Below are 26,949 nucleotides of genomic sequence, written 5' to 3' on the forward strand. Positions count from 1 at the left end.
GCATGGCCTATTTCGAACACGAAGGTTGCAACCTGCACTATGAGGAGTATGGCCACGGCACGCCGCTGCTGCTGGTCCACGGCCTCGGTTCCAGCACCCTGGACTGGGAAAAGCAGATCCCGGCACTGGCCACCCGCTACCGGGTGATCGTCCCGGATGTACGCGGTCACGGCCGTTCGGACAAACCCCGGGAGCGCTACAGCATTGCCGGTTTCAGCGCCGACCTGATCGCACTGATCGAGCACCTCAATCTCGGCCCGACACACTACGTCGGCTTGTCCATGGGCGGCATGATCGGCTTCCAGCTGGGTGTGGACCAGCCGAAACTGCTGAAAAGCCTGTGCATCGTCAACAGTGCGCCAGAGGTCAAACTGCGCAGCCGCGACGATTACTGGCAGTGGTTCAAGCGCTGGAGCCTGATGCACGCACTCAGCCTGCGCACCATCGGCAAGGCATTGGGCAGCAAGTTGTTCCCGAAACCCGAACAGGCCGACTTGCGACAAAAAATGGCCGAGCGCTGGGCAAAAAACGACAAACATGCTTATCTCGCCAGCTTCAATGCCATTGTTGGCTGGGGGGTCCAGGAACGACTTTCCAAGGTCACCTGTCCAACCCTCATCGTCAGTGCCGACCGCGACTACACACCGGTGGCGCTGAAGGAAAACTACGTAAAACTGCTGCCCGATGCGCGGCTGGTGGTAATCGCCGATTCACGCCACGCCACGCCACTGGACCAGCCGGAACACTTCAACCAAACGCTGCTGGATTTTCTGACCGCAGTCGACACCACCACTCAGGATCACTGACCCATGCTGAAAAAAATCGCCCTCGCCGCTGGCACCGTCCTGTTTGCCGCCAACCTGATGGCCGCAACGCCCGCCAAGGCGCCGCACGTTTTGCTGGAAACCACCAACGGCCAGATCGAAATCGAACTGGACCCGGTCAAGGCGCCGATCAGTACCAAGAACTTCCTTGAATACGTCGACAGCGGCTTCTACAACAACACGATTTTCCACCGCGTGATCCCCGGTTTCATGGTTCAGGGCGGCGGGTTCACTCAACAGATGCAGCAAAAAGAAACCAAGGCGCCGATCAAGAACGAACACAACAACGGCCTGGTCAACGTTCGTGGCACCTTGTCCATGGCCCGAACTTCCGTGCCTGATTCGGCCACCAGCCAGTTCTTCATCAACGTCAAGGACAACGACTTCCTTGACCAGGGTGACGGCTACGCTGTTTTCGGCAAAGTGGTCAAAGGCATGGACGTGGTCGATATCATCGTCAACACGCCTACCACCAGCAAAAACGGTATGCGTGACGTGCCGGCCGACCCGGTGTTCATCAAGTCGGCCAAGCGCATCGACTGAGACTAAGCTGGACAAGGATGTCCGAGCCGTTGCCGGTGTTTGCCGGCAACGCTCAAAACGTTAAAAGGAGAGCCCGCTCGCGGGCGAATGACCCATGCTTTATCGCCGCTTTGAAAAACTGATCGACGTTTTCCGTGAAGCACCGACGGCGTCCCCGCCGGATCGTGTATTCCCTTTTTATACCTATTACCTCAAACAGGTCTGGCCGAGTTTCGCCGCCCTGTTGATCGTCGGCCTGATTGGTGCATTGATCGAGGTGGCGCTGTTCAGCTACCTGAGCCGCATCATCGACCTGGCCCAAGGCTCGCCGAACGTCAATCTGTTTCGCGAGCACGCCCTCGAACTGACCTGGATGGTGGTGGTGGCGCTGGTGCTGCGCCCCATATTCGTGGGCCTGCATGACCTGCTGGTGCACCAGACCCTCAGCCCCAGCATGACCAGCATGATCCGCTGGCAGAACCACAGCTACGTGCTCAAGCAGAGCCTGAACTTCTTCCAGAACGACTTCGCCGGGCGCATCGCCCAGCGCATCATGCAAACCGGCAACTCACTGCGTGACTCCGCCGTGCAAGCGGTGGATGCGTTGTGGCATGTGCTGATCTACGCCATCAGTTCGCTGGTGCTGTTCGCCGAAGCCGACTGGCGCCTGATAATTCCGCTGCTGACGTGGATCTTCGCCTTCATCGGCGCCCTCTGGTACTTCGTGCCACGGGTCAAGGATCGCTCGGTGGTGGCGTCCGATGCGCGCTCCAAACTCATGGGGCGCATTGTCGACGGCTACACCAACATCACCACCCTGAAGCTATTCGCCCACACCCACTTCGAGCAGCAATACGCCCGCGAAGCGATCAAGGAACAGACCGAAAAAGCCCAACTGGCCGGCCGCGTGGTCACCAGCATGGACGTGGTCATCACCAGCATGAACGGCCTGCTGATCGTCTGCACCACCGGCCTGGCCCTGTGGCTGTGGACGCAGTCGCTGATCAGCGTCGGGGCAATCGCCCTGGCCACCGGCCTGGTGATCCGCATCGTCAACATGTCCGGCTGGATCATGTGGGTGGTGACCGGCATCTTCGAAAACATCGGCATGGTGCAGGATGGCCTGCAGACCATTTCGCAACCGGTCAGCGTCACCGACCGCGACCAGGCCAAACCCCTGGCGGTGGCCCGTGGCGAAGTGCGTTTCGAGCAAGTGGACTTCCACTACGGCAAGAAGAGCGGGATCATCGGCGGCCTCAACCTGACCATCAAGGCTGGCGAGAAAATCGGCCTGATCGGCCCGTCCGGCGCGGGCAAATCGACCTTGGTCAACCTGCTGCTGCGCCTGTACGACGTCGAAGGCGGACGCATCCTGATCGACGGCCAGAACATCGCCGACGTCAGCCAGGAAAGCCTGCGCGAACGCATCGGCATGATCACCCAGGACACCTCGCTGCTGCACCGCTCGATCCGTGACAACCTGCTGTACGGCAAACCCGACGCCACCGATGCCCAACTCTGGGAAGCGGTGCACAAGGCCCGGGCTGACGGTTTCATTCCTTTGCTGTCCGACGCCGAAGGCCGTACCGGTTTCGATGCCCATGTCGGTGAGCGCGGGGTGAAACTTTCCGGCGGCCAGCGCCAGCGCATCGCCATTGCCCGTGTGTTGCTCAAGGACGCGCCGATCCTGATCATGGACGAGGCCACCTCGGCGCTGGATTCGGAAGTCGAAGCGGCGATCCAGGAAAGTCTCGAAACCCTGATGCAGGGCAAGACCGTGATCGCCATCGCTCACCGGCTCTCGACCATCGCCCGGATGGACCGGCTGGTGGTGCTGGAAAACGGCAAGATCGCCGAAACCGGAACCCACGCCGAATTGCTCGCCCATGGAGGCTTGTATGCGCGGTTGTGGCAACACCAGACCGGCGGGTTTGTCGGGATCGATTGAGTCCCGGAACAACACACCGCCCCTGTGGGAGCGAGCTTGCTCGCGATGACGGAGTGTCAGTCGACAGAAATGGCGTCTGATCCACCGCTATCGCGAGCAAGCTCGCTCCCACAGGGATAAGCGTTATACCGAAGATTGAAAAACCGCCAGGCCCTGTCAAACACGGGGCCTGGCGGTTTTTCATGCCTGCTGGAATTCTGAAAAAACCGTGCTGTACTCACTTCAACGTTCTGGAGGTGGTTCTGCAGTCCATCGGCTGGATGCTCAAGGCAGCATAATCTCGAAAGGGCACTCTCTTATGTCTCTGTTAAAACGTTCGGCGACTGAGTTGGTAGGTACGTTCTGGCTGGTATTGGGTGGTTGCGGCAGTGCGGTGTTGGCGGCGGCTTTTCCAGAGGTGGGGATCGGCTTGCTCGGGGTGTCCTTCGCGTTTGGCCTGACCGTACTGACCATGGCCTTCGCCATCGGCCATATTTCCGGCTGTCATCTCAATCCTGCGGTATCCCTCGGTCTGGTGGTCGGTGGGCGGTTTCCGGCGAAGGAATTGCCGGCCTACATCATCGCCCAGGTCATTGGCGGCGTGATTGCAGCCGCCCTGCTGTACTTCATTGCCAGCGGCAAACCCGGTTTCGAACTGGCGGGAGGCCTGGCGTCCAACGGCTACGGCGAACACTCGCCTGGCGGCTATTCAATGGCGGCAGGGTTTGTCTGTGAACTGGTGATGACCGCGATGTTCATCCTGATCATCCTCGGCGCCACCGATAAACGTGCACCGGCAGGACTGGCGCCGATTGCCATCGGCCTGGGGCTGACGCTGATCCACCTGATCTCGATCCCGGTCACCAACACCTCGGTCAACCCGGCGCGCAGCACCGGCCCGGCGCTGATCGTCGGCGGCTGGGCGATTCAACAACTGTGGATGTTCTGGGTCGCACCACTACTCGGCGCAGTCGCCGGCGGTGTGCTGTATCGCTGGCTGGGTAAGGAAGACAACTGACACGTCATAGGGTGAAGATCAGCCTTGTCGATAAGGCAAGGCTGACTTTGCATCCTCAGCATAAGCCAGCACCCCCAGCCGCTCCTGCTCCAGAAAGTCTTTCACCGCCGCCTTCAACCCCGGATGCCGCAGGTAGTGCCAGGAATGGGTGATGACGGGCTCGAATCCACGAATCAGTTTGTGCTCGCCTTGCGCACCGGCATCGAAACGCTGGAAACCGTTGGCGATGGCGTAGTCCATCCCCTGGTAGAAACAGGTCTCGAAATGCAGGCGATCGAACTCCGCCAGGCATCCCCAGTAACGGCCATAAAAGCTGTCGCCCCCCACCAGACTGAACGCCATCGCCACCGGCCGTGACCCCTGCCTGGCCAGCACCACGCGAATCGACTCCGGCATGCGTTCGGCCAACAGACTGAAAAACTCCCGCGTCAGATACGGCCTTTGCCGGCGCACCGCGTAGGTATTGGCGTAGCAGGCATAGACGAAATCCCATTGCGCCTGACTCAACTCCCGCCCCTCTAGCCATTCGAACTCGAAACCCTGCCCGGCCACCTGCTCGCGCTCCTTACGCATCTGTTTGCGCTTGCGCGAACTGAGCACGTCGAGGAAGTCCTGGAAATCCCGATAACCGCGATTCTGCCAGTGATACTGACAGCCAACGCGCTGCAACCAGCCGGGCTGCTCGCTCAATGCCGCATCGGTGAATGGATCGGTGAAATTGATGTGGGCGCTGGAAAGCCCTTCGAGTTCAAGATAGCCCGGCAGGCTTTTCAACAGTTCGAAACCGTCTTCGACCGTGGCTGCCAACAGTCGCGGCCCGGCGACAGGACTGAACGGCACCGCGGTCAACAGCTTGGGGTAGTAATCGATGCCGGCGCGTTCGCAGGCATCGGCCCACGCGTGATCGAACACGTACTCGCCGTAGGAATGCCACTTGCGATAACCGGGCAGCGCGGCGATCAGGCGATCACCTTCAACGTGCAGCAGATGCTCGGGCTGCCAGCCGGAATGGGGGCCGACACTGCCGCTGTCTTCCAGTGCGCTCAAAAAAGCGTGACGCAGAAAAGGCTGACTCTCCGGCACCATTGCATCCCAGGTCTGCGGGGCGATTTCTGACAGTTTTTGCAGGCGTTGCAACGGCATCACCATCCTCACTCTTCGTGGCGTGAAAGCCCCGCGAGTATCGCCTATCGCTCCACATTGCACACGGGCAAAGCGACGACAGTGCTCTAACTCAATAGTTCACGGCAGCTTTGTATCGTCATCGACACGACATCACATTGCCACTGCTCTGTAATAAACCATCGCAATAATGGCGCCTGTTTTTAGAGCGCCGGGTTATACCCGGCCACAGTTTTCCGCCCTTACGGTCGGTTGTGTCCCGGATGGCTCTGTCATCCCCTCTCATCTTCGGAGATTGATATGCGTCTTGCTTCCACGAAAACTGCGGCGGCCTTGTGCGGTGGCCTGTTGCTGGCCATGAGTGTTCCGGCCAGTGCCGCAGTCGACGCCAAACTGCTCGACATGCTCAAGGCTAACGGCTCGATCACCAACGCGCAGTACAGCGAATTGCAAGCCGAGCTGGCCAGGGATCAGAAAGAACAGCAGATTGCCCGTCAGGCTCAGCAAGAGACCAACGAGCAAATCGCGGCCACCGCGAAGAAAACCGACACACTGAGCGCCTTCGACCAGAAGCTTGCATGGGCGGCAAAGACCCAGTTCAAGGGCGATGTGCGCTTTCGTCAGGAAAACGTCCACAACGATGGCGTGCCAAACAACAAGGACCAGGATCGTCAGCGCATTCGTGCCCGCCTGGGTGCCTACAGCGAAATCAACTCGCAGGTCGACACTGGCATCCGTATCGCCACCGGCAGCAACGACGACGCTCGCTCGACCAACCAGGACCTGAACAACTACTTCGACAAGAAGCAGATCTGGCTGGATCAGGGTTACATCGACTACCACCCGGATGCGATCAAGAACCTGCACCTGGTTGGCGGCAAGATGCCACAACAATGGGTGAGCATGGGCGACATCATCTGGGATAGCGACATCAACCCGGAAGGTCTGGCCGTCACCTACAAATACCCGTTGAGCGGCCGCACCGAGCTGTTCGGTAGCGCCGGTCACTACACCCTCAAGGACAACGTCGACGGCGAAGGCGTGCAATTCAAGCACGACCTGCGTCTGTACGCCGGCCAGTTGGGTGCGCGCTTCGCCATCACCGACAGCATGAAAATGACCTTGGGCGGCAGTCTCTATGCCTACGACAACGATGACAGCAGCGCCTGCCCGACCTCGGGTACCGTTACTACGCCATGCGCACTGGCCGTCAACGGCAACAGCCCGGGCGAACAGTTCAAACTGTACGAAGGCTTTGGTCAGCTGGACTTCAGCAACCTGCCGGTTCCGCTGTCGATCTACGGTCAGTACGTGAACAACGCCGATGCCAGCAACGACCAGGACACTGGCTGGCTGGCCGGTGTGAAGTCCAAGCTCTACGGCTTCAACGTGGACTACAACTACCGCGACGTGCAGCGTAACTCTGTGGTGGGCGCCTTCACCGACTCCGACTTCGCCAACGGCTTCACCGGTTCGCGCGGCAGCAAGCTGAAAGTGAGCTACGACCTGGACAAGAACTTTGCCCTGGGCGCGACCTACTACATGGCGACCTCGGATCAGACCAACGCCAACATCAACAAGAAGGATTCGGACATCAACACCCTGCAACTGGATGCCGAAGCCAAGTTCTGATTCACCCCGCTACACGACTCGGGCAAGGAAGCCCGGGCCCCTTTTACAGCCTGGCGTTGATGTATCGGTCCCCATCATCCTCCGATGCATCAACGCGAGACTGTTTTCTCTCCCCCCTTCGAATCAGCTTGATGTGGCGAGCGAGCTTGCTCGCGCTGGACTGCGAAGCGGTCCCGGAACCAGCCACCGCGATTTGACAGACATACCGCCTCTGCCTGTTTTACGACGACTTCGTCGCCGAACGGGGGCAAGCCCCCTCGCCACAAAAGCCCTCAAGACAAAAACTCCCCGCAAAAAAATCGCAGCCTTCGGCAGCTCCTACAGGACCGGATTCATCGCGATGTCACGTTGAAACCGTAGGAGCTGCCGCAGGCTGCGATCTTTTTAGCCGCAGTATCAGCGCTTGCGCAGCAACACGCTACCAATCGAGTAACCGGCGCCGAACGAGCTGAGCACGGCCAGCGAACCGGCGGCCAGATCGTCCTGGTTCTTGTGGAACGCAATCACGGAACCGGCGGAACTGGTGTTGGCGTAGGTGTCGAGAATCACCGGGGCTTCCTGTTCGGTCGCATCGCGGCCCAGCAGTTTCTTGACGATCAGGTGGTTCATGCTGAGGTTGGCCTGGTGCAGCCAGAAGCGCTTCACGTCGCTGATGTTGAGCTGGTTCTGTTGCAGATGCTCAGCGATCAGCTCGGCCACCATCGGGCAGACTTCCTTGAACACCTTGCGGCCTTCCTGCACGAACAGTTTGTCCTTGGCGCCGATGCCCTCTTGCGCCGCGCGGTTGAGGAAGCCGAAGTTGTTGCGGATGTTGTTGGAGAACTTGGTCAGCAGCTTGGTGCTGACGACGTCGAACTGGTACGGGGACGTCGCCAGGTCGGCACGCTCGATGATCACCGCGGTGGCGGCATCGCCGAAGATGAAGTGGCTGTCGCGGTCACGGAAGTTCAGGTGGCCGGTGCAGACTTCCGGGTTGACCATCAGGACCGCGCGGGCCTGGCCCAGTTGCACGCTGTTGGCGGCAGTCTGGATACCAAAGGTCGCCGAGGAGCACGCCACGTTCATGTCGAAACCGAAACCCTGGATGCCCAGCGCTTCCTGGACTTCGATGGCAATGGCCGGGTAGGCACGTTGCAGGTTGGAGCAGGCGACGATCACGCCGTCGATGTCCGCTGCGGTCTTGCCGGCACGCTGCAGGGCTTGTTCGGCCGCGCCGATGGCCATCTGGCAAAGCACCGACCATTCGTCGTTGGAGCGCTCCGGCAGGCGCGGGGCCATGCGCTGCGGGTCGAGAATGCCGTCCTTGTCCATGACAAAGCGGCTCTTGATGCCGGAGGCTTTTTCGATGAATGCGGCGCTGGACTCGGTCAACGCCTGCACTTCACCGTGTGCGATGGCGTCGGCATTGTCGGCGTTGAATTGCGCGACGTAAGTATTGAAAGACTGGACCAGCTCTTCATTGGAAATGCTGTTGGCCGGGGTGTACAGGCCGGTGCCACTGATGACGACGTTATGCATGGTCGTGTCTCTAATCTGTTCAGGCAGAAAGTATTGGTACCGTCGTACCAACACACAAAGGGTCTATTCCCGTCCGGGGACGCAAACCTGGCATCGCTTTATTCCGTGACGTGACCTGGCCGAAGGCTCTAGGTCGCGAAACCGGCGTTTATGGTCGCGAAGTTTGCCATAAACCTTGGGTTTTGGCGCCTTTTTGCTGGATGAACCCTACCTGCGGGCCATGCAAAACTGTGGGAGCGAGCTTGCTCGCGATTACGGCCTGACAGGCAACATAGATGTTGAATGTGATGCCCCCATCGCGAGCAAGCTCGCTCCCACAGGGTATTGCAGTGGTCTCAGGTCTAGGGTTCGACCTGGCTCCACTGCTTGCTCAGGCGCTTGTCGGAGATCGGCACCTTGGTTCCCAGTTGTTGCGCAAACAGCGAAACCCGGTATTCCTCCAGCCACCAGCGATACAACTCCAGCTGCGGATCGCGCTTGCCTTCCTGGGCATGTTTGCTGGCGCGAGTCTGGTATTGCGTCCACAGGCCGCTCAATTCGCCGCTCCAGACCCGGTCGCGCTGCACCTGGGCAGCGATTTTTTCGAAGCGCTGCTCAATGGCCTTGAGGTAACGCGGCAACTCCTTGAGCCACTGCATCGGTGTTTCCCGGACAAACCCCGGATAGACCAGGTGGCTGAGCTGCTGCTTGATGTCGTTCAGGGCCACGGCCTGCGCCAGGTCGATCTTTCCCTTGAAGCGTTTTTGCAGGCCATGCCAGAGTTTGAGGATTTCCAGGGTCAGCTTCGCCATGCGCTCGGCGTGCTCGGTCCAGGCACCACGCTTGCGTTCGGCCAGCGACGCCAATCCGGCGCCATCGCGTGGCAGCGGGTCTTCACCTTCGAGAATGCAGCTGTCGAGGCTGGCCAGCAGAATGTCTTCCACCAGCGCATCGACACGCCCCATGTCGCGGTACAGCAGGCCCAGCTCGGTCAGGCCCGGCAACTTGCCACGGAGGAATTTCGCCGACTCGGCCAGTTGCTGCATCAGCAGGCGTTGCAGGGCACGGCGATGCTGGAACTCGGCCTCGGCCGGCGTCGAGAAACGCCCTTCCTTGACCGTGCCGGCTTCTTCCACCAGTGCCGGATAGACCGTCATCGACAGCCCGGCGATCTTCTGCTGGGTTTTCTCGGCCACCGCGGCGAAGACTTTCGGCTCCACCGGCTGCTGGCTCTTCGCGGTTTGCGGCACCGCCAATGCGGCCTGGCTGGCCTCGGCGAAACGCGCCGTCAACTCGGCCAGATCACGCCCTTCACCGAGGAACTTGCCCTGCCCGTCGACGATTTCCAGGTTCATCCGCAGATGGCTTTCGATTTGCTGTGCCGCCTCGGCCCAGGCTTCATCACTGACCCGCGCTCCGGTCATGCGCAGCAACTCACGACCCAGGGCCTGGGGCAGCGAGCCCTCGGCAAAGGTCATGCGCTGCAGGGCGGCCTTGACGAAGTCCGGCACCGGCACGAAGTTTTTGCGCAGGGCCTTGGGCAGGTTGCGCACCAGGGCAATGCACTTGGCTTCGATGACACCCGGCACCAGCCATTCCAGGCGCTCCGGCGGCAGCATCGGCAACAGCGGTGCCGGCACGCGCAGGGTCACGCCGTCCCGTGGATGGTTGGGCTCGAAGTGGTAGCTGAGGGCCAACTCCAGATCGCCGATGTGCAGCGTATCCGGGTAATGCTGTGCGGTGACCTCGCTGGCTTCACGGGCCAGCACGTCTTCTTCGCGCATGATCAACAGCTGCGGATCTTTCTGACTGTTGATCCGGTACCAGCTGTCGAAGGTCGCGGTCTGATGAATCTCCGCCGGCAGGCGCGCGTCGTAGAAGGCGTACAGAGTTTCTTCATCCGCCAGGATGTCGCGACGGCGGGCCTTGGCTTCCAGTTCGTCGAGTTGTTCCAGCAACTGTTTGTTGGCGGTCAAACACTTGGCTTTGGACTGAATCTCGCCGCGCACCAGCGCTTCGCGGATAAACAATTCGCGCGAAACCACCGGGTCCACCGGGCCGTAATGCACCGGCCGCCGCCCGACCACGATCAACCCGAACAGGGTGATCTGCTCGAACGCAACCACCTGGCCGCGCTTCTTCTCCCAATGTGGCTCGAAGTGGTTTTTCTTGATCAGGTGCCCGGCGAGCGGTTCGATCCAGTCGGCGTCGATCTTCGCCACCATGCGCGCGTAAAGCTTGGTGGTTTCCACCAGTTCGGCGGTCATCAGCCACTGCGGACGCTTCTTGCCGATGCCCGACGACGGATGAATCCAGAACCGCCGCTGACGCGCGCCGAGGTAATCGCCCTCTTCGGTTTTCTGGCCGATCTGGCTGAGCAAACCCACCAGCACCGCTTTGTGCAGTTTCGGGTAATCCGCCGGCTCTTTATTGAGGCTCAGCTGCATGTCGCGGCAGATCAGGCTCAACTGGCGATGGGAGTCGCGCCATTCGCGCAGGCGCAGGTAATTCAGGAAATTCTTGCGGCACCAGTTGCGCAGCGGGTTGGCGGTCAGCGCCTGGCGTTGCTCCTCAAATCCGCGCCACAGGTTGACCAGGCCGGCGAAGTCCGAGTCGGCGTCTTTCCACTGGGCGTGGGCCTGATCCGCCGCTTGCTGACGCTCCGGAGGACGTTCGCGCGGGTCCTGGATCGACATGGCGCTGGCGACGATCAGCACTTCCTGCAAGCTGCCGAGCTTCGCCGCCTCCAGCAACATGCGCCCCATGCGCGGGTCCACCGGCAGCCGCGCCAATTGGCGACCGAGCGGCGTCAGCTGGCTGTTGCGATCCACTGCCGAGAGTTCCTGCAGCAGGTTGTAACCGTCGCTGATGGCCTTGCCATCCGGCGGCTCGATGAACGGGAACGCGCTGACCTCACCAAGGCGCAGGTGCAACATCTGCAAAATGACCGCCGCGAGGTTGGTCCGCAGGATTTCCGGATCGGTAAATTCCGGGCGACCGAGGAAATCCTCTTCGCTGTACAGGCGCACGCAAATACCCGGCTCGACCCGTCCACAACGGCCCTTGCGCTGGTTGGCGCTGGCCTGGGAAACGGCTTCGATCGGCAGGCGCTGGACCTTGGCCCGGTAGCTGTAGCGGCTGATGCGCGCGGTGCCGCTGTCGATCACGTAGCGGATGCCCGGCACCGTCAGCGAGGTTTCCGCGACGTTGGTCGCCAGCACCACGCGACGCCCTGGGTGCGACTGGAAAATCCGCTGCTGCTCGGCCGGCGACAGGCGCGCGTACAACGGCAGGATTTCAGTGTGCTTGAGCTGGGCCTTGCGCAGCATGTCGGCGGCGTCGCGAATCTCGCGTTCACCGGGCAGGAACACCAGCACGTCACCGGGACTGCGACGTTCACTGCGCTCATACGCGGCGATTTCGTCGAGGGTGGCGAGGATCGCCTGATCCACCGTCAGGTCGTCCTCGACGCGGTTACCCTCTTCGTCCTGCTCCAGGGTCAGCGGGCGATACCAGGTGTCCACCGGGAACGTACGGCCGGACACCTCGACAATCGGCGCATCGTCGAAATGCTTGGAGAAACGCTCAAGGTCGATGGTCGCCGAGGTGATGATGACCTTCAGGTCCGGGCGGCGCGGCAGCAGGGTTTTCAGGTAGCCGAGCAGGAAGTCGATGTTGAGGCTGCGTTCGTGGGCTTCGTCGACGATGATCGTGTCGTAGCGTTCCAGATAGCGGTCGTTCTGGGTTTCCGCCAGCAGGATGCCGTCGGTCATCAGTTTGATCAGGGTATTGGAATCGCTCTGGTCCTCGAAGCGCACCTGATAGCCGACCAGTGCGCCCAACGGCGTGCCCAGCTCTTCGGCGACCCGGCTGGCCACGCTGCGCGCGGCGATCCGCCGTGGCTGGGTGTGACCGATCAAGCCATGCTGGCCGCGACCGATCTCCAGGCAGATCTTCGGTAACTGGGTGGTTTTACCCGAGCCGGTCTCGCCCGCGATGATCAGCACCTGATGCTTTTCCAGCGCCGTCTTGATTTCGTCGCGCTTGGCGGCAATCGGCAAACTGTCGTCGTAACGAATCACCGGCAGGCTGGCGCGGCGCGCCAGCACCTGGTCACAGGACGCCTGCATGCGCGCCACCCACTGGCCCAGTTTGGCCTCATCGGGTTTCTTGCGCAGCTCAAGCAACTGCCGCCGCAGCCGGTGGCGGTCGGCGAGCATGGCGTGATCGAGGTTTTTCAGCAGTTTGTCGATGGAGGGCGATTCGTCGGTCATCGGGTACGCAATTCAGTCGTCTAGTGGCGCAGGGTGGCGATTGTCGCAGATTTTACGACCGCTGCGCGGCCGATCGCGAGCAGGCTCGCTCCCACACTGGATCTATAGCGACCACAAAATCGGGGCACGCCACGGTCAAATGTGGGAGCGAGCTTGCTCGCGATCGATTGCGAAGCAACCGCAGAGAACTACTCGTTATCGAGGCCCTTGCGCCGATACGGAAACACATCAATCACCTTCCCCGCCCGAATCGCCTCCTGCAGGCTTTTCCAGTAATCGGCGTTGTACAGCTCGCCATGCAACTGATCGAACAACTTGCGCTGCCCCGAGTCGGCAAACAGGAACGGCGGAAACTCTTCCGGGAACACATCCAGCGGCCCGATCGAGTACCAGGGTTCGGACGCCATCTCGTCTTCCGGCGTGCGCGGTTGTGGAATGTGGCGGAAGTTGGCCTCGGTGAGAAAGCAGATTTCGTCGTAGTCGTAGAACACCACCCGGCCGTGACGGGTGACGCCAAAGTTCTTCAGCAGCATGTCACCGGGAAAGATGTTGGCCGCCGCCAGTTGCTTGATCGCCAGGCCGTAGTCTTCCAGGGCTTCGCGCACCTGCGCCTCGTTGGCGTTTTCCAGGTACAGGTTCAGCGGAGTCATGCGCCGTTCGGTCCAGCAGTGACGGATCAGCACCGTGTCGCCTTCCACCGACACCGTGGACGGCGCAACGTCCAGCAGCTCCTCCAGACACGCCGGGTCGAACTTGCTCAGCGGGAAACGGAAGTCGGCGAATTCCTGGGTATCGGCCATGCGCCCGACCCGGTCGACGCTTTTCACCAGGCGGTACTTTTCGATCACCGTGGCGCGGTCGACGTTTTTCGATGGCGAGAAACGGTCCTTGATGATTTTGAACACGGTGTTGAACCCCGGCAGGGTGAACACGCTCATGACCATGCCGCGCACGCCGGGGGCCATGATGAACTGGTCGTCGGTGTTGGCCAGGTGATTGATCAGCGCCCGGTAGAACTCCGACTTGCCGTGCTTGTAGAAGCCGATCGAGGTGTACAGCTCGGCAATGTGCTTGCCCGGCAGGATGCGCCGCAGGAAGCCGATGAACTCCGCCGGCACCGGCACATCCACCATGAAATACGAGCGGGTGAAGGAGAAAATGATCGACACGTCTGCTTCGTCGGTGATCAGCGCATCGATCTGGATGCCGCGACCTTCCAGGTGCAGCAAGGGAATTGCCAGCGGCCATTGCTCGTCGGCGGTGTAGATGCGCCCCACCAGGTACGCACCTTTATTACGGTACAGCACTGAGGAAAACAGCTCGACGCTCAGCTCCGGGTCCTTGCACACCCAGTCCGGCAGGTTCTCGCGCAATTGCGCTTCGAGGCGTTTCAGGTCACCGGACAGGTCGGCGTAATCCTCGCTGAAGCGGTAGTCGGCGAAGATGCTGGCAAGCATCGCCGACAATTGGCCTTGTGGCTTGTAGGTGCGGGTTTGCGCGGCCCGGGCACGGCGCAGGCTCGGCCGGGTGGTGTGGATGAACATGCAGCCGTCGCTGATCAGGTCATGGCTGAACAGCCCGCAGAAGATCGAGTTGTACCAGGTCTCGGACAATTCATCGTCGAAGCGCAGGTCGATCAGGCTGATGTAGGCACTTTTCACCAGTGGCCAGCAGCTGACGTCCAGGGTTTCGGCGTCAAACGCGGTGCGCAGTCGCTCCACCGTTTCACTGACTTTATCTTCGTACAGATTGATCCGCGCTGCCGACGCCGATTGTGTCTCTTGCCACCGGGCCTGTTCGAAGCGGGCCCGGGCACCGTCGGTGATCTGCCGGAAATGCTCGCGGTAATCGTCAAAGCCATCGAGGATCAAGCGGGCGATGTCGGCGGCTGGCCATTGCTGCGGCATGGTGAGACCTCTGCGGGAATTCGGGAGGCTTGAGCTTAGCCAGTGAAGCGGGTGCAGGAGAAGCGTAATTTTCCAGGCGCCGCGTCATCGACGCCCTGAAGAGTTCAATGCCCGGTTTTCGGTTGCCATCGATCACGCACTCAGCAACACTTTCGCCCCTTCATCATGGAAGGACCGCGCTGTGAACCCCGTCGATATTTTCCGTTTACTGTCCCTGGCGGCCATTTGGGGTGCGAGTTTTCTGTTCATGCGCATCATCGCCCCAGTGATCGGCTCCCTGCCCACCGCGTTTTTCCGCGTATCGATTGCCGCCGTCGGGTTGCTGGTGATTCTTGGCCTGATGCGCATCAGCTGGGATTTCAAGGGCAAACTCAAGACCGTGATGCTGCTCGGGGTGATCAATTCCGGCATCCCGGCGACCCTGTACTCCGTTGCCGCGCAGGTGCTGCCTGCCGGTTATTCGTCGATTTTCAATGCCACGACACCCTTGATGGGCGTGCTGATCGGCGGCCTGTTTTTCCATGAAAGGCTCACTGGCGCCAAGCTCGGCGGCGTATTCCTGGGGTTGTTCGGCGTGGGCGTGCTGACCCGTGCCGGTCCGGTGGCGTTCGATATGGCACTGCTGATGGGGGCCGTCGCCTGCCTGCTCGCCACCACGTGCTACGGATTTGCCGGATTCCTGGCCCGCCGCTGGCTCGATCAGGCCGGCGGTCTCGATAGTCGTTTGTCGGCACTGGGCAGCATGCTCGGCGCGACCTTGTTCCTGTTGCCGCTGTTCGGCTACAGCGTGATCAGCCAGCCACCGGCGAGCTGGGGCGGCTGGAGCGTGTGGCTGTCGTTGCTGGGATTGGGGCTGGGCTGCACGGCGTTTGCCTACATTATTTACTTCCGGCTGCTGAGCTCGATTGGCCCGGTGAAATCGATGACCACGACCTTCCTGATCCCGCTGTTTGGCGTGTTGTGGGGGGCGCTGTTTCTCGATGAGCCGCTGTCGATGGCGCATATCTATGGTGGGGTGTTGATTGCGCTGGCGTTGTGGCTGGTGTTGAAGCCTGCTGCGGTGAAGCCGGGCTTGGTGGCTGAGCGGTAGAATTGTTGCGTTGCCGATGACGCCTTCGCGAGCAAGCCCGCTCCCACAGGGTTTGCGCGGTCCTTGTGGGAGCGGGCTTGCTCGCGAAGGCGATAGACCAGACACCAACAATCACAAAGCGGAAAGACTCACCTCCCCATCCACCAGCCGCCGAATCCCCAGCGGATTGCCGTTCTGCAACGCCTCGGGCAGCAGCGCATCCGGATAATTCTGGAAGCACACCGGCCGCAGGAAACGATCGATCGCCTGGGTGCCGACCGAAGTGCCCCGCGAGTCGGATGTCGCCGGATACGGCCCGCCATGTACCATGGACTCACAGACTTCGACCCCGGTCGGATAACCGTTGAGCAAGATCCGCCCCACTTTCTCTTGCAACAGTTCCGCCAGCCAGCGGTACTCCAGCAGTTCGTCGGCCTCGCCAATCAAGGTCGCGGTCAATTGCCCGCGCAAACCCTGAAATGCTGCCGCCAACTGTGCCCGATCCTCGACCTCGATGACGATGGTGGTGGGCCCGAACACTTCCTCCTGCAGCAATTGATCGCCCTTGAGCAACAGGCTGGCATCGGCCTTGAACACCTGCGGCTGCGCCTGATTGCCCTGTTGCGGCCGGCCCGCCAGATGGCTCAGGCCCGGATGTTCGTGCAATTCGCCAAGGCCCCGGTTGTAGCTGGCCAGCGTGCCGGCATTGAGCATGGTTTGCGCCGGCTGCTGGTTCATGTGGGCGCAAAAAACATCAAGAAAAGCACTGAACTGCGGCGAGCGCACACCAATGACCAATCCGGGGTTGGTGCAGAACTGGCCACAGCCCAGGGTGACGGAACCTGCCAATTGCGCCGCGATCTGCTCACCGCGCACCTCGAGGGCTTGCGGCAGCAGGAACACCGGATTGATGCTCGACATCTCGGCGAACACCGGGATCGGCTGCGGCCGGTTTGCAGCCATGTGGCTCAGGGCGTTGCCGCCCTTGAGTGAACCGGTGAAGCCCACTGCCTGAATCGCCGGATGCTTGACCAGCGTTTCACCGACACCACCGCCGTAGATCATGTTGAACACACCCGCCGGCATCTCGGTTTTTTCCGCGGCACGGATGATCGCGTCAGCCACCCATTGTGCGGTTGCCATGTGCCCGCTGTGGGCCTTGAACACCACCGGGCAACCGGCGGCCAGTGCCGAGGCGGTATCGCCACCGGCGGTGGAAAAGGCCAGCGGGAAGTTGCTCGCACCGAACACCGCCACCGGCCCCAGGGCGATGCGGTACTGACGCAGATCCGGACGTGGCAATGGCTGGCGATCCGGCAAGGCTCGGTCGATGCGCGCACCATAGAAGTCACCGCGACGCAGCACCTTGGCGAACAGGCGCAACTGGCCGCTGGTGCGGCCACGCTCACCTTGAATACGCCCGGCCGGCAACGCTGTCTCGCGACACACGGTGGCGACAAACTCATCGCCCAACCCGTCGATTTCATCGGCGATGGCGTCGAGAAACCGCGCGCGTTTTTCCGCACTCAGATTACGGTAGGTCGGGTATGCCGCAGCCGCCGCTTTGGCAGCGGCATCCACTTCGGCTTCGCTGGCCTGGAAGAACGTTCCGGGCAAGGGTTCGCCGGTGGTGGCGTCGAGGCTTTGCAGCTGCAACGTGCCGTTGGCGCTGCGGCGGCCGCCGATGTAGTTGTGTCCAGGAAACAGGCTCATGTGGATTCCTTGATCGGTTAAAGACCTGCAGGGGTCAGAGTGTGCGTACCTGACCGATAGCCAGCGGCTGGGCGCTCTCGCCGATGCCGTTGACCAAAGGCGCACCGAACTCATCGAGACTGATCTGGAAGCTATCCCCCGGCTGGGTCTTCACACCGTCGGCAAACGACAGCGTGGCGGTACCGAAGTAGTGCACGTGAACATCGCCGGGACGCAAAAACTGCGCGTACTTGAAGTGATGAAATTCGAGGTTGGCCAGGCTGTGGCACATGTTGTCCTCGCCGCTGAGAAACTCTTTTTCCCAGATCGTCTGGCCGTTGCGCGTGATGCGGCTGGTGCCGACCAGATGTCTGGGCAACTCACCGACGCGCAGCTCCGGGCCAAAGGAGCAGCAACGCAGCTTCGAATGAGCGAGATACAGGTAGTTGCGCCGCTCCATGACGTGGTCGGAGAACTCATTACCCAGTGCATAACCGACACGGTACGGCTGGCCGTCGTCGCCGATCACATACAGGCCGGTCAGTTCCGGCTCCTCACCGGCATCCTCGGCAAACGGCGGCACCGGGAAGTCCGCACCGGGACGCACGACGATGCTGCCGTCGCCCTTGTAGAACCACTCCGGTTGCGCGCCGACCTGCTCCGCCGCCGGTTTGCCGCCCTCCAACCCCCACTTGAACATGCGCATGGTGTCGGTCATGCCGGCTTCGACTTCACCGTCGTGCTGGTGCATTTTGTCCCGCGTCGCGGCGCTGCCCAGATGGGTCAGGCCGGTGCCGCTGATCAGGCAATGGGCGGGGTCTTCGTGGTCCAGCGGCGGCAGGACCTTGTGTTGCTGCAATAGCTGCGCGTAATCCGGACCGGGGTCGCTGCCGCGCCGGGCGATTTCTTCTTGCAGGCTGCACTGGGCACGGATGGCGGCCAGGGCCAGTTCACGGGTACTGCGGGTATCGCGCAGTACCTGGACCCGAGCACCCTCAACCACGCCAACCTGGCGTTGCCCATCGGTGTTTTCAAACTGAATCAGGCGCATGTCGGCCCTCCGAAAAGTCGTGGTGGGCGCCGCGAGAAAGCGGCGCCGGACGGTCACTCGATGATGTTGAAATCGCTAAGGTACTCATCGGAGATTTCCAGGCCCAGGCCCGGCTTGTTGTCATCCAGCTGGATGTAGCCGTTGACCGGTTGCGGCTCGCCCTTGAACACGTAGTAGAAGAGCTCGTTGCCGACTTCGACGTCGAACACCGGGAAGAACTCGGCCATAGGCGAAGCCGTAGTGGACATGGTCAGGTGGTAGTTGTGCATCTGCCCGGCATGCGGGATGACCGGCACCGACCAGGCCTCGGCCATGGCGTTGATCTTGCGCGCGGCGGTGATGCCGCCGACGCGGTTGGTGTCGTACTGGATCACGTCGACGGCACGGCGTTCCAGCAGGTCCTTGAAGCCGTAGGAAGTGAATTCGTGTTCGCCACCGGAGATCGGCATGATCCCCATCTTCTTCAGCTCGATATAGCCTTCGATGTCGTCGGCGATCACCGGTTCTTCGAGCCAGCGCGGTTCGAACTCGGCCAGTTTCGGCAACATGCGCCGGGCATACTCGAGGGTCCAGCCCATGTAGCACTCGAGCATGATGTCGACGTCGGGGCCGGCCAGCTCACGCAGGGCGCGCACTTGTTCGATGTTGCGGCGCATGCCAGCCGGACCGTCCTTCGGGCCGTAGCCGAAACGCATCTTCAGCGCGGTGAACCCCTGGCTCAGGTAGCCTTGGGCTTCTTCAAGGAACAGGTCGAGGTTGTCGTTGGCGTAGAGCTTGGACGCGTAGGTCCAGATCTTTTCCTTGGTGCGCCCGCCGAGCAGCTTGAACACCGGCTTGTTCACTGCTTTGCCCATGATGTCCCAGATCGCAATGTCGATGGCCGAGATCGCCGCCATGCCGATGCCCTTGCGGCCCCAGGCGTGGCTCTGGCGGTACATTTTCTGCCAGATGTATTCGTTGTCGAACGGGTCTTCGCCAATGGCGATCGGCGCCAGGTAGGTGTCGATGATTTCCTTGGCCACGCGCGGCGCCAGGGCGCAGTTACCGATGCCGACGAGGCCGGTGTCGGTCTCGACTTCCACCACCAGCCAGCCGTGGAAACGGAACGAGCCCATGGCGTCGCCGCGCTCGAACAGGATGTCGCTGGCGTTGGTGCAGAAGTGCGCCTGGGGTGGCACGACTTTGCCTTTCCACTCGAAAACGCGGGTACGGATCGCTTTGATTTTCATGAATACAGTTTCCTTGCGCTGCCGGCTTCTTGTCATTGTGAGTCGCTGCGCACTGCCGCTCGGGCGGCTGTCTTGCGCATTCGATGGAGCGACTTTAGCCAGCGGCCAAGGGCTGCGGATAATCACTTATGCGTATCCGGCGATAACCTGGAGTGATAGCTGAATTCGGTTATTGTGCGTTTCGGGTTATCGGGTGACACAAAACAAAAGTGGGAGCGGGCTTGCTCGCGAATGCGGTGGGTCAGTCGACGTATCGGTCGTCTGACCCACCGCATTCGCGAGCAAGCCCGCTCCCACAGGGGATTGTTGTTGTTTTAGAAATCCGGGATCAGTGGCGGTTGCGCCCCATCCGGCACGCAATCTCGAACGCCTGGCGAATCGCACCGACGTTGGCCTTGCCCTGCCCCGCGATGTCGAACGCGGTGCCATGGGCCGGGGTGGTGATCGGGATCGGCAAGCCTCCCTGCACCGTGACGCCACGGGAGAAGCCCATCAGCTTGATCGCGATCTGGCCCTGGTCGTGGTACATCGTGACGACCGCGTCAAAGGCACTGACATCGCCCTGGACCTTGAGGAAGATCGTGTCGGCCGGATAAGGCCCGTCCGCCGCGATCCCCAGTGCCTGCGCCGAACGCACCGCCGGGCCGATGATGTCCAGTTCCTCGCGACCGAACGAACCGTTATCTCCGTTATGCGGATTCAGCCCGCAGACGCCGATGCGCGGCTTTTCCAGCCCGTTGCGCTTGAGCGCGGTGTCGATCAGTTGAATCGCTTCGACCACCCGTTGCTGGCTGAGCAGGCCCGGCACATCGGCCAGGGCCACATGGGAGGTCACCCGCGAAGTCCAGAGATTGTCGAGCACGTTGAATTCGCAGAACGGTCCATGGAAATCCAGCAGCTCGGCGAACCAGTGCAGCTCATCGCTGTGGGCCATGCCGGCCATGTGCAGTGAAGTCTTGTTCAATGGCCCGAACAACACCGCGTCGGTGATGCCCGCTTCGGTCAGGCGCAGGGCCTTTTCCAGGGTGTCGAGGCTGTAGCGGCCACCGATGACGCTGGCCTCGCTACGCGCAAACTCACCGATAGTGTCACCGCGAAAGTCATAGAACAGCGGCGTGTCATCGACGAATGCCAGCTGCTCCAGGGACTCGACGCGACGATAGGGAAATTCCATCCCGGCAATGCGCATGCCGCGACGCATTTCCGCTTCGTCGGCGATCAGGATCACATTGGCCTGGGCACGCACTTCAGGCTCGCCCAGCAGGCGCGCAATCAGCTCAGGGCCGATGCCCGCCGGGTCCCCCAGGACCATCGCGATGGTGGATTTGCTCATGCTTCACTCCTCAAGGGTTCAGGCTGCGCCCGGTCGTTGGCGCAAGGCTCACAGCGATAGACCCGGTGCGCGTTGCTGTAGAAAAGTCGTTCCTGATCGGCTGTCGGCAGATCGGCGACGATGGATTTGAAACCGCTGTAGATGTCATCGAACGAGCCGCACAGGCTGTCCACGGGGAAATTGCTGGCGAACATCGCCCGGTGGCTGCCGAACATGGCGATCACCTCGCGCACGATCCAGGTGTTGTCCTTGGCGCGCCAGCGCTGGCCACCCTGCCCCAGGCCGGAAATCTTCACCTGCACGTTCGGCCACTGCGCCAGCCGCGCCAGCGCCAGACGCCAGCCCGCCAGGCCTTCGGCGCTACGGTCATTGGGCAAACCGGCGTGGTTGAGAATCAGCGTGATACCAGGAAAATCCCGGGCCAGGCGTTCGGCCTCGTGCAGGTTCCACCAGGACGTCTGCAAATCGAAATGCAGCCCCAGCCCTTCGAGCGCGGCGTAACTGCGGCGCCAGTGTTCGTCACTCATCAGGCTGCGCATGTGCCCCACCTGCGCCGGCGCGATCGGGCCACCGGGTTTGTGGCGCACGCTGCGCACATGCTTGAAACGCGCCTGTTCGGTGAGCACATCGATAGCGTCCGGATGATCGAGCCAGGCTTGCGCCACGACCGCATTCGGCACGCCGTAGCGGGCGGCCAGTTGCTCGATGAAACGGGTTTCGCCAATCGGGTCCTGCGGGTTCCACTCGGTCTCGACGTACACCGTTTGCACGACGTTATGGGAACCTGCATCGGCGAAGTAATCCTCGGGAAAATAGCGGCGCTTGATCGCGCTGTAGTCTCCGTAGCGAAAGGGTATGTTGGCCTCGGGGGCAAGCCATGGGTGGTCGTTGACGGTCGGGTCCCAGAAGTGATGATGGGCGTCGATGATCGGGCCGTTCCACAACGCATTAGTCATGGCGCACCTCATCCAGGCTGATGAACAACGTCGCCAGCACGAAGACTGCCGAGCACGCCGCGAAGAACCCGAGTACCGGGGCGAAGCCACCGGTCGCCTGCAGGATCACGCCCACCAGGATCGGCACCGCGATGCCGCCGCAGCTGCCGGCCATGTTCATCACGCCGCCGATCAAACCGACCCGCGCCGGCGCCGCCAGCAGCGCCGGGAAGCTCCAGTAGAGGCTGCCCCACATCAGGAAGAACGCGGTCATGGCCAGCAGCGCCACCGCCGCAAAAGGATTGCTCAACGTCGGCAGCAACAGGAATGCGCCGAGGGCCACCAGCCCGGAAAACGCCAGCAGGCTCTTGACCGCCACCGCGCGACTCACGCCTTTGCGAATCAAGCCATCACAGAGGAAACCACCGGTCAACGAACCCAGTGCACCGCAGACAAAAATCACGAAGGTCGCCGCACCAATCCCCTTGATATCGAAACCCCGGGCCTGGGCAAGGTAACTCGGGCCCCAGGTCAGCAGGCCGAAATACACCATCGCCCAACTTGCCCGGCCGATCAGCAAACCGCTGAGCGAGCGTGGCGCAATACCCAGCCCCTTGACCGGCGCCCGGGCCGCTTCGGCGGCGGGCGTTGCACGGCCGGCGTTGATTTTCTCAAGCTCCGCCGCATTGACTTGCGGGTGACCGGCCGGGTCATCGCGCAGATAACGCCGTGCCAGCCAGGCCAGCACCAGGGTGGCGATGCCGGCGATCACGAAGGCCAGGCGCCAGGAGTCCAGCGAGGCAATCAACCAGGCAATGATCAACCCGCCAAGGGCCACGCCCAACGGGCTGCCGCTGTCCATCAATACCGCGCCGCGACTGCGCTCGCTCGGGGCCAGCCACAGGGAAATCAGCTTGCCGCCCGACGGGAACAGCGGTGCTTCGGCGGCGCCCAGTGCAACCCGGGCAAACAACAAAGATAAGCCGCCGGTGGCGAACGCCGCCAGCACCTGAAACGTGCCCCACAACCCGGTGGACCAACTGATGACCCGATGCGCGCCGAAGCGGTCGATCAGCCAGCCGCCGGGAATCTGCAACAGTGCGTAGGCCCAGAAAAAGCTGCTGAGGATCAGCCCTTGCAGGCTCGGTGACAGGGAAAATTCATGGGCGATGGTCGGCATCGCAATGGACAGCGACACCCGGTCGATCAGGTTGACCATGGTCAGCGCGAAGATGATCGCGAAGATCCGCCAGCGCACGCTGCTGGCCTTGGCGGTACCGGCCACCGGCATGGCCGCTTCGTTAGGCTGGGCAACTGCGCCGGGCAGATGCAGGGAAGCACTGGGACGAACCATGGTGCATGCCTCGTTTATTATTTTTGTGGAGATGCAGACGTTGATAAGCACTATCGAAGGCTTGCTGATAACCGTCTAATCAAAACTTGAAATCAGGCGATAGCCTCGGGTTATGTCATGCCCTGCTTTCAACGACCTTTCAACGTTGCCACGCATGCTTTTCTGTAGGAGCGAGCCTGCTCGCGATGGTCTTCAACGAAAACACGTGGTTCCTGAATTAACGCGGTGCCCTTGAGTCCATCGCGAGCAAGCTCGCTCCTACAGTAGTTAGCTATTTGCCGAGCTATAACCCCAGGCTATCGGTGTATGTATTGTTTTGACTAGACGCCGTGCCCGCACCTTCACACACTCGGGCCAGGCTTGCGGCTTTACCGCGCAAACAAGCCGCTCATAACAATTACAAGAACATGAATACGAGGCTCTTCCATCATGCGAAATGCATTCGTCCGTCGCACCTCCCGTCTGTTTCTTGGCTGCGCACTGATCGCCGCCGGTACCCTTCCCGCTCTCGCCAACGCCGCCTGGCAACCGGACAAGAACGTCGAAATCGTCGTCGCCGGTGGTCCCGGTGGCGGTACCGACCAGCTCGGTCGCCTGATCCAGTCGATCATCACCACGCACAAGCTGCTCGACGTGAATACCATCGTCCTCAACAAGGGCGGTGGCAACGGCGCCGAAGCCTTTCTCGACCTGAAAATGAGCAAGGGCGATGCCGACAAACTGGTGATCGGCACCAACAACATCTACCTGTTGCCGCTGGTGTCCAAGCTCGGCTACGAATGGCAGGAGCTGACCCCGATTGCCGCAGTAGCCGAGGATGACTTCATTCTCTGGAGCTACAAGGGTGCGCCATGGAAAGACGCGAAAAGCTTCTACGAAGCCGTCAAGGCCGACCCGTCGAACCTGCGCATGGGCGGCAGCCAGTCCAAGGACGTCGACCAGACCCTGACCCTGCTGCTGAACCAGACCAACAACAGCAAACTGGTGTACATCCCGTTCAAGAGCGGCAGCGAAGCCGCGACGCAACTGGCCGGCAAGCACATCGCCGCCAACGTCAACAATCCAAGCGAGAGCATCAGCCAATGGCGTGGCGATCAGGTCGAGCCGCTCTGCGTGTTCAGTAAGGAGCGCATGGGCTATACCGATAAAGTCGCCGGCGACAAATCCTGGGCCGACGTCCCGACCTGTCACGAACAAGGCCTGGGCATCGATCAGTACCGCTTCCCGCGCACCGTGTTCATGCCCGGCGACGTCACCGCCGAGCAGCGCGCGTTCTATGTCGAGTTGATGCGCAAAGTCACCCAGACCGATGAGTTCAAGGCTTACGTGAAGCAGAACGCTCTGGTGCCAACCTTCCTCGAGGGTGAGCCGCTGACCGCCTACATCGAAAAAGACACCGCCCGCGTCACGCCGGTGTTCAAAGAGGCCGGCTGGCTGAAAAACTGAGTTGCTCACGGCCGCCCGCCCTGCGTACGGCCGTCACCTCTGGAGGTGCTTTCATGTCCCATTCTTCGGATTCACCAGCGCTGGTCGGTACACGCTGGGTCGAACTCGGCCTGACACTCTTCACCACGCTGATCGGCGCGGTGGTGATGTACGGCAGCGTTGAACAAGGTATCGGCTGGGGTGATGCCGGCCCCGAGCCGGGTTACTTTCCCTTCTACATCGGCCTGATGTTGAGCGCCGCCAGTGTGGCCAACGGCGTGTTGACCCTGGTGCGCTGGCAAGCCCTGAGCATTTCATTCGTCAGCCGCAGTGCGTTCAGGCAAGTGCTGTCGGTGTTCGTGCCCATCGCGCTATTCGTCGGTGCGATGCCGTTCACCGGCATCTACGTCGCTTCGGCCTGCTTCATTGCCTGGTTCATGTGGCGTGACAAGGTCCGCGCCAAGCCTTACGGCAAATGGATGATCGGTAGCGTGTCCCTGGGCGCGGTGCTGGCCAGTTACCTGATTTTCGCGCTGTGGTTCAAAGTGCCGCTGGATGCCGGCCCAATGGGCGACTGGATTGCCCTGGCCGGGAGAAATTTCAAATGAGCGAGTTCGATTCCCTGCTGCAAGGCATGAACCTGATCCTCACGCCGGGCCATATCGGCCTGATGGTAATCGGCGTGCTGCTGGGCATTCTGGTCGGCGTACTGCCCGGTCTCGGTGCCCCCAACGGTGTGGCGTTGCTGCTGCCGCTGACGTTCACCATGTCGCCGGTGTCGGCGATCATTCTGCTGTCGTGCATGTACTGGGGCGCGCTGTTCGGCGGTTCGATCACCTCGATCCTGTTCAACATCCCCGGTGAGCCCTCATCGGTGGCAACCACCTTCGACGGTTACCCGATGGCCCGCGAAGGCCGCGCCGCCGAAGCCCTGACCGCCGCGTTCAGTTCGGCGTTGCTGGGTGCGTTGGCCGGCGTGTTGTTGCTGACATTCCTGTCGACCAAAATTGCCGCGTTCGCCATGTCCTTCAGTTCGCCGGAGTTCTTCGCGGTGTACCTGTTGGCGTTCTGCACCTTCATCGGCATGAGCAAGAACCCGCCGCTGAAAACCGTGGTGGCGATGATGATCGGTTTCGCCATGGCCGCCGTCGGCATGGACACCGTGTCCGGCAACCTGCGCCTGACCTTCGACCAGCCGATCCTGATGACCGGCATCAGCTTTGAAGTGGCGGTGATCGGCCTGTTCGGCATCGGCGAAATCCTCTGCACCGTGGAAGAGGGGCTGGTGTTCCGCGGCGAACATGCGCGGATCACGCCGATGGTGATCCTGCGCACCTGGGCCAAATTGCCGCGTTACTGGTGGACGATTGTGCGCAGCACCCTGGTTGGCTGCTGGATGGGCATCACCCCTGGCGGACCGACTGCCGCGTCGTTCATGAGCTACAGCCTGGCGCGGCGTTTCTCGAAAAATCGCGACAACTTCGGCAAAGGCGAACTCGAAGGTGTGATCGCCCCGGAAACCGCTGACCACGCGGCCGGCACCAGTGCCCTGCTGCCGATGCTGACCCTGGGCATTCCCGGTTCGGCGACTGCGGCGGTGATGCTCGGTGGCCTGATGATCTGGGGTTTGCACCCGGGGCCGACGCTGTTCGTCGAGCAACATGATTTTGTCTGGGGCCTGATCGCCAGCATGTACCTGGGCAACGTGGTGAGTCTGATCGTGGTGCTGGCCACCGTGCCGCTGTTCGCTTCGATCCTGCGCATCCCGTTCTCGATCATCGCGCCGATCATCATCATGGTCTGCGCCATCGGTGCCTACTCGGTGCACAACTCGTTCTTCGACGTGGTGCTGATGCTGGGCTTTGGTGCGCTGGGTTATCTGTTCAAGAAACTCGGCTACCCGATTGCGCCGCTGGTGTTGGCGGCGGTGCTGGGCGACAAGGCAGAAGATGCGTTCCGCCAGTCGATGCTGTTCTCCGACGGGCACCTGGGGATTTTCTGGTCCAACCCCTTGGTGGGCAGCCTGACCACGGCGGCGCTGCTGATGCTGTTCTGGCCGTTGATTTCCAAAGCGCTGCAAACCCTGATCGGCCTGCGCAAACCCCAGGTCGCCAAGCCAAAATCGGTGCTGTGACACG

The 26,949-nt window shown here is 61.4% G+C and carries 19 protein-coding genes; 9 read left to right on the top strand and 10 right to left on the bottom strand.

Annotation, left to right across the window (positions count from 1 at the left end):
- The first annotated feature begins 2 nt into the window (after positions 1 to 2).
- The 4 genes from ACXX83_RS17325 (at position 3) to aqpZ (ending at position 4,291) form a co-directional block, all read left to right on the top strand.
- Positions 3 to 806 (top strand): alpha/beta fold hydrolase, encoded by an 804-nt coding sequence (locus ACXX83_RS17325; RefSeq protein WP_095963784.1) that lies wholly within the window; start codon positions 3 to 5, stop codon positions 804 to 806.
- A 3-nt stretch (positions 807 to 809) separates the two neighbouring features.
- Positions 810 to 1,367, top strand: coding sequence for a peptidylprolyl isomerase (locus ACXX83_RS17330; protein WP_217836049.1), 558 nt, complete (start codon positions 810 to 812; stop codon positions 1,365 to 1,367).
- A gap of 94 nt (positions 1,368 to 1,461) precedes the next feature.
- Complete coding sequence (locus ACXX83_RS17335) at positions 1,462 to 3,294, top strand: ABC transporter ATP-binding protein (RefSeq protein ID WP_458549166.1); 1,833 nt, start codon at positions 1,462 to 1,464, stop codon at positions 3,292 to 3,294.
- Between the two features lie 298 nt (positions 3,295 to 3,592).
- The gene (gene aqpZ, locus ACXX83_RS17340; RefSeq protein WP_015096343.1) at positions 3,593 to 4,291 is read left to right on the top strand and encodes an aquaporin Z; all 699 of its coding nucleotides are present in this window, start codon (positions 3,593 to 3,595) and stop codon (positions 4,289 to 4,291) included.
- 18 nt (positions 4,292 to 4,309) lie between these two features.
- On the opposite strand, the gene ACXX83_RS17345 is transcribed toward aqpZ, so the two are convergent.
- A complete protein-coding gene (locus ACXX83_RS17345; RefSeq protein ID WP_458549167.1) occupies positions 4,310 to 5,434 on the bottom strand; it encodes a GNAT family N-acetyltransferase in 1,125 nt (374 codons plus the stop codon).
- Positions 5,435 to 5,713: 279 nt separating this feature from the next.
- Between ACXX83_RS17345 and ACXX83_RS17350 the strand changes: the two genes are divergently transcribed.
- Entirely contained in the window at positions 5,714 to 7,045 is a 1,332-nt protein-coding gene (locus ACXX83_RS17350) for a putative porin (RefSeq protein WP_458549168.1), read from the top strand.
- A gap of 396 nt (positions 7,046 to 7,441) precedes the next feature.
- On the opposite strand, the gene ACXX83_RS17355 is transcribed toward ACXX83_RS17350, so the two are convergent.
- From ACXX83_RS17355 to aceK, 3 genes are all read right to left on the bottom strand, one after another.
- On the bottom strand, positions 7,442 to 8,563 hold the full coding sequence (locus tag ACXX83_RS17355; protein WP_458549169.1) for a beta-ketoacyl-ACP synthase III: 1,122 nt from the start codon (positions 8,561 to 8,563) through the stop codon (positions 7,442 to 7,444).
- A 341-nt stretch (positions 8,564 to 8,904) separates the two neighbouring features.
- Complete coding sequence (gene hrpA / locus ACXX83_RS17360; protein ID WP_458549170.1) at positions 8,905 to 12,816, bottom strand: ATP-dependent RNA helicase HrpA; 3,912 nt, start codon at positions 12,814 to 12,816, stop codon at positions 8,905 to 8,907.
- A 188-nt stretch (positions 12,817 to 13,004) separates the two neighbouring features.
- Positions 13,005 to 14,723: a bifunctional isocitrate dehydrogenase kinase/phosphatase gene (gene aceK, locus ACXX83_RS17365; RefSeq protein ID WP_116580286.1), complete on the bottom strand. Its 1,719-nt coding sequence runs from the start codon at positions 14,721 to 14,723 to the stop codon at positions 13,005 to 13,007.
- A 181-nt stretch (positions 14,724 to 14,904) separates the two neighbouring features.
- Between aceK and ACXX83_RS17370 the strand changes: the two genes are divergently transcribed.
- Positions 14,905 to 15,813 carry a DMT family transporter gene (locus tag ACXX83_RS17370; protein ID WP_126046903.1) on the top strand — a complete coding sequence of 303 codons (909 nt, stop codon included), beginning with the start codon at positions 14,905 to 14,907 and terminating at the stop codon, positions 15,811 to 15,813.
- A 111-nt stretch (positions 15,814 to 15,924) separates the two neighbouring features.
- On the opposite strand, the gene ACXX83_RS17375 is transcribed toward ACXX83_RS17370, so the two are convergent.
- The 6 genes from ACXX83_RS17375 to ACXX83_RS17400 all read right to left on the bottom strand — a co-directional run bounded on the left by ACXX83_RS17375 (position 15,925) and on the right by ACXX83_RS17400 (position 23,323).
- Positions 15,925 to 17,505 carry an aldehyde dehydrogenase (NADP(+)) gene (locus ACXX83_RS17375; RefSeq protein WP_458549171.1) on the bottom strand — a complete coding sequence of 527 codons (1,581 nt, stop codon included), beginning with the start codon at positions 17,503 to 17,505 and terminating at the stop codon, positions 15,925 to 15,927.
- 34 nt (positions 17,506 to 17,539) lie between these two features.
- Positions 17,540 to 18,535: an AraD1 family protein gene (araD1, locus tag ACXX83_RS17380; RefSeq protein ID WP_458549172.1), complete on the bottom strand. Its 996-nt coding sequence runs from the start codon at positions 18,533 to 18,535 to the stop codon at positions 17,540 to 17,542.
- A gap of 53 nt (positions 18,536 to 18,588) precedes the next feature.
- On the bottom strand, positions 18,589 to 19,764 hold the full coding sequence (locus ACXX83_RS17385; protein WP_015096352.1) for an L-rhamnonate dehydratase: 1,176 nt from the start codon (positions 19,762 to 19,764) through the stop codon (positions 18,589 to 18,591).
- Between the two features lie 328 nt (positions 19,765 to 20,092).
- Entirely contained in the window at positions 20,093 to 21,097 is a 1,005-nt protein-coding gene (locus tag ACXX83_RS17390; protein ID WP_458549173.1) for a 4-hydroxythreonine-4-phosphate dehydrogenase PdxA, read from the bottom strand.
- Positions 21,094 to 22,053 (bottom strand): amidohydrolase family protein, encoded by a 960-nt coding sequence (locus tag ACXX83_RS17395; RefSeq protein WP_458549174.1) that lies wholly within the window; start codon positions 22,051 to 22,053, stop codon positions 21,094 to 21,096. The genes ACXX83_RS17390 and ACXX83_RS17395 overlap by 4 nt, the downstream gene beginning before the upstream one ends.
- Positions 22,046 to 23,323: an MFS transporter gene (locus ACXX83_RS17400; protein WP_458550212.1), complete on the bottom strand. Its 1,278-nt coding sequence runs from the start codon at positions 23,321 to 23,323 to the stop codon at positions 22,046 to 22,048. The genes ACXX83_RS17395 and ACXX83_RS17400 overlap by 8 nt, the downstream gene beginning before the upstream one ends.
- 492 nt (positions 23,324 to 23,815) lie before the next feature.
- Between ACXX83_RS17400 and ACXX83_RS17405 the strand changes: the two genes are divergently transcribed.
- Genes ACXX83_RS17405 through ACXX83_RS17415 form a run of 3 tightly spaced genes read left to right on the top strand, consistent with a single transcriptional unit; the run spans position 23,816 to position 26,945 of the window.
- Positions 23,816 to 24,832 carry a Bug family tripartite tricarboxylate transporter substrate binding protein gene (locus ACXX83_RS17405; protein ID WP_007972451.1) on the top strand — a complete coding sequence of 339 codons (1,017 nt, stop codon included), beginning with the start codon at positions 23,816 to 23,818 and terminating at the stop codon, positions 24,830 to 24,832.
- Positions 24,833 to 24,885: 53 nt separating this feature from the next.
- Positions 24,886 to 25,419, top strand: a complete 534-nt coding sequence (locus ACXX83_RS17410; protein ID WP_458549175.1) for a tripartite tricarboxylate transporter TctB family protein — start codon at positions 24,886 to 24,888, stop codon at positions 25,417 to 25,419.
- Positions 25,416 to 26,945, top strand: coding sequence for a tripartite tricarboxylate transporter permease (locus ACXX83_RS17415; RefSeq protein ID WP_104450490.1), 1,530 nt, complete (start codon positions 25,416 to 25,418; stop codon positions 26,943 to 26,945). The genes ACXX83_RS17410 and ACXX83_RS17415 overlap by 4 nt, the downstream gene beginning before the upstream one ends.
- Positions 26,946 to 26,949 lie beyond the last annotated feature (4 nt).

The organism is Pseudomonas sp. GNP012, from assembly GCF_054343835.1.

Coding starts and splice junctions, on each gene's coding strand:
- ACXX83_RS17415 (WP_104450490.1), top strand. CDS start 25,416: ATGAGCGAGTTCGATTCCCTGCTGCAAGGCATGAACCTGATCCTCACG.
- ACXX83_RS17390 (WP_458549173.1), bottom strand. CDS start 21,097: ATGAGCAAATCCACCATCGCGATGGTCCTGGGGGACCCGGCGGGCATC.
- ACXX83_RS17355 (WP_458549169.1), bottom strand. CDS start 8,563: ATGCATAACGTCGTCATCAGTGGCACCGGCCTGTACACCCCGGCCAAC.
- aceK (WP_116580286.1), bottom strand. CDS start 14,723: ATGCCGCAGCAATGGCCAGCCGCCGACATCGCCCGCTTGATCCTCGAT.
- ACXX83_RS17330 (WP_217836049.1), top strand. CDS start 810: ATGCTGAAAAAAATCGCCCTCGCCGCTGGCACCGTCCTGTTTGCCGCC.
- ACXX83_RS17410 (WP_458549175.1), top strand. CDS start 24,886: ATGTCCCATTCTTCGGATTCACCAGCGCTGGTCGGTACACGCTGGGTC.
- ACXX83_RS17350 (WP_458549168.1), top strand. CDS start 5,714: ATGCGTCTTGCTTCCACGAAAACTGCGGCGGCCTTGTGCGGTGGCCTG.
- ACXX83_RS17395 (WP_458549174.1), bottom strand. CDS start 22,053: ATGACTAATGCGTTGTGGAACGGCCCGATCATCGACGCCCATCATCAC.
- ACXX83_RS17375 (WP_458549171.1), bottom strand. CDS start 17,505: ATGAGCCTGTTTCCTGGACACAACTACATCGGCGGCCGCCGCAGCGCC.
- ACXX83_RS17345 (WP_458549167.1), bottom strand. CDS start 5,434: ATGCCGTTGCAACGCCTGCAAAAACTGTCAGAAATCGCCCCGCAGACC.
- aqpZ (WP_015096343.1), top strand. CDS start 3,593: ATGTCTCTGTTAAAACGTTCGGCGACTGAGTTGGTAGGTACGTTCTGG.
- hrpA (WP_458549170.1), bottom strand. CDS start 12,816: ATGACCGACGAATCGCCCTCCATCGACAAACTGCTGAAAAACCTCGAT.
- ACXX83_RS17325 (WP_095963784.1), top strand. CDS start 3: ATGGCCTATTTCGAACACGAAGGTTGCAACCTGCACTATGAGGAGTAT.
- araD1 (WP_458549172.1), bottom strand. CDS start 18,535: ATGCGCCTGATTCAGTTTGAAAACACCGATGGGCAACGCCAGGTTGGC.
- ACXX83_RS17335 (WP_458549166.1), top strand. CDS start 1,462: ATGCTTTATCGCCGCTTTGAAAAACTGATCGACGTTTTCCGTGAAGCA.
- ACXX83_RS17385 (WP_015096352.1), bottom strand. CDS start 19,764: ATGAAAATCAAAGCGATCCGTACCCGCGTTTTCGAGTGGAAAGGCAAA.
- ACXX83_RS17400 (WP_458550212.1), bottom strand. CDS start 23,323: ATGCCGGTGGCCGGTACCGCCAAGGCCAGCAGCGTGCGCTGGCGGATC.
- ACXX83_RS17405 (WP_007972451.1), top strand. CDS start 23,816: ATGCGAAATGCATTCGTCCGTCGCACCTCCCGTCTGTTTCTTGGCTGC.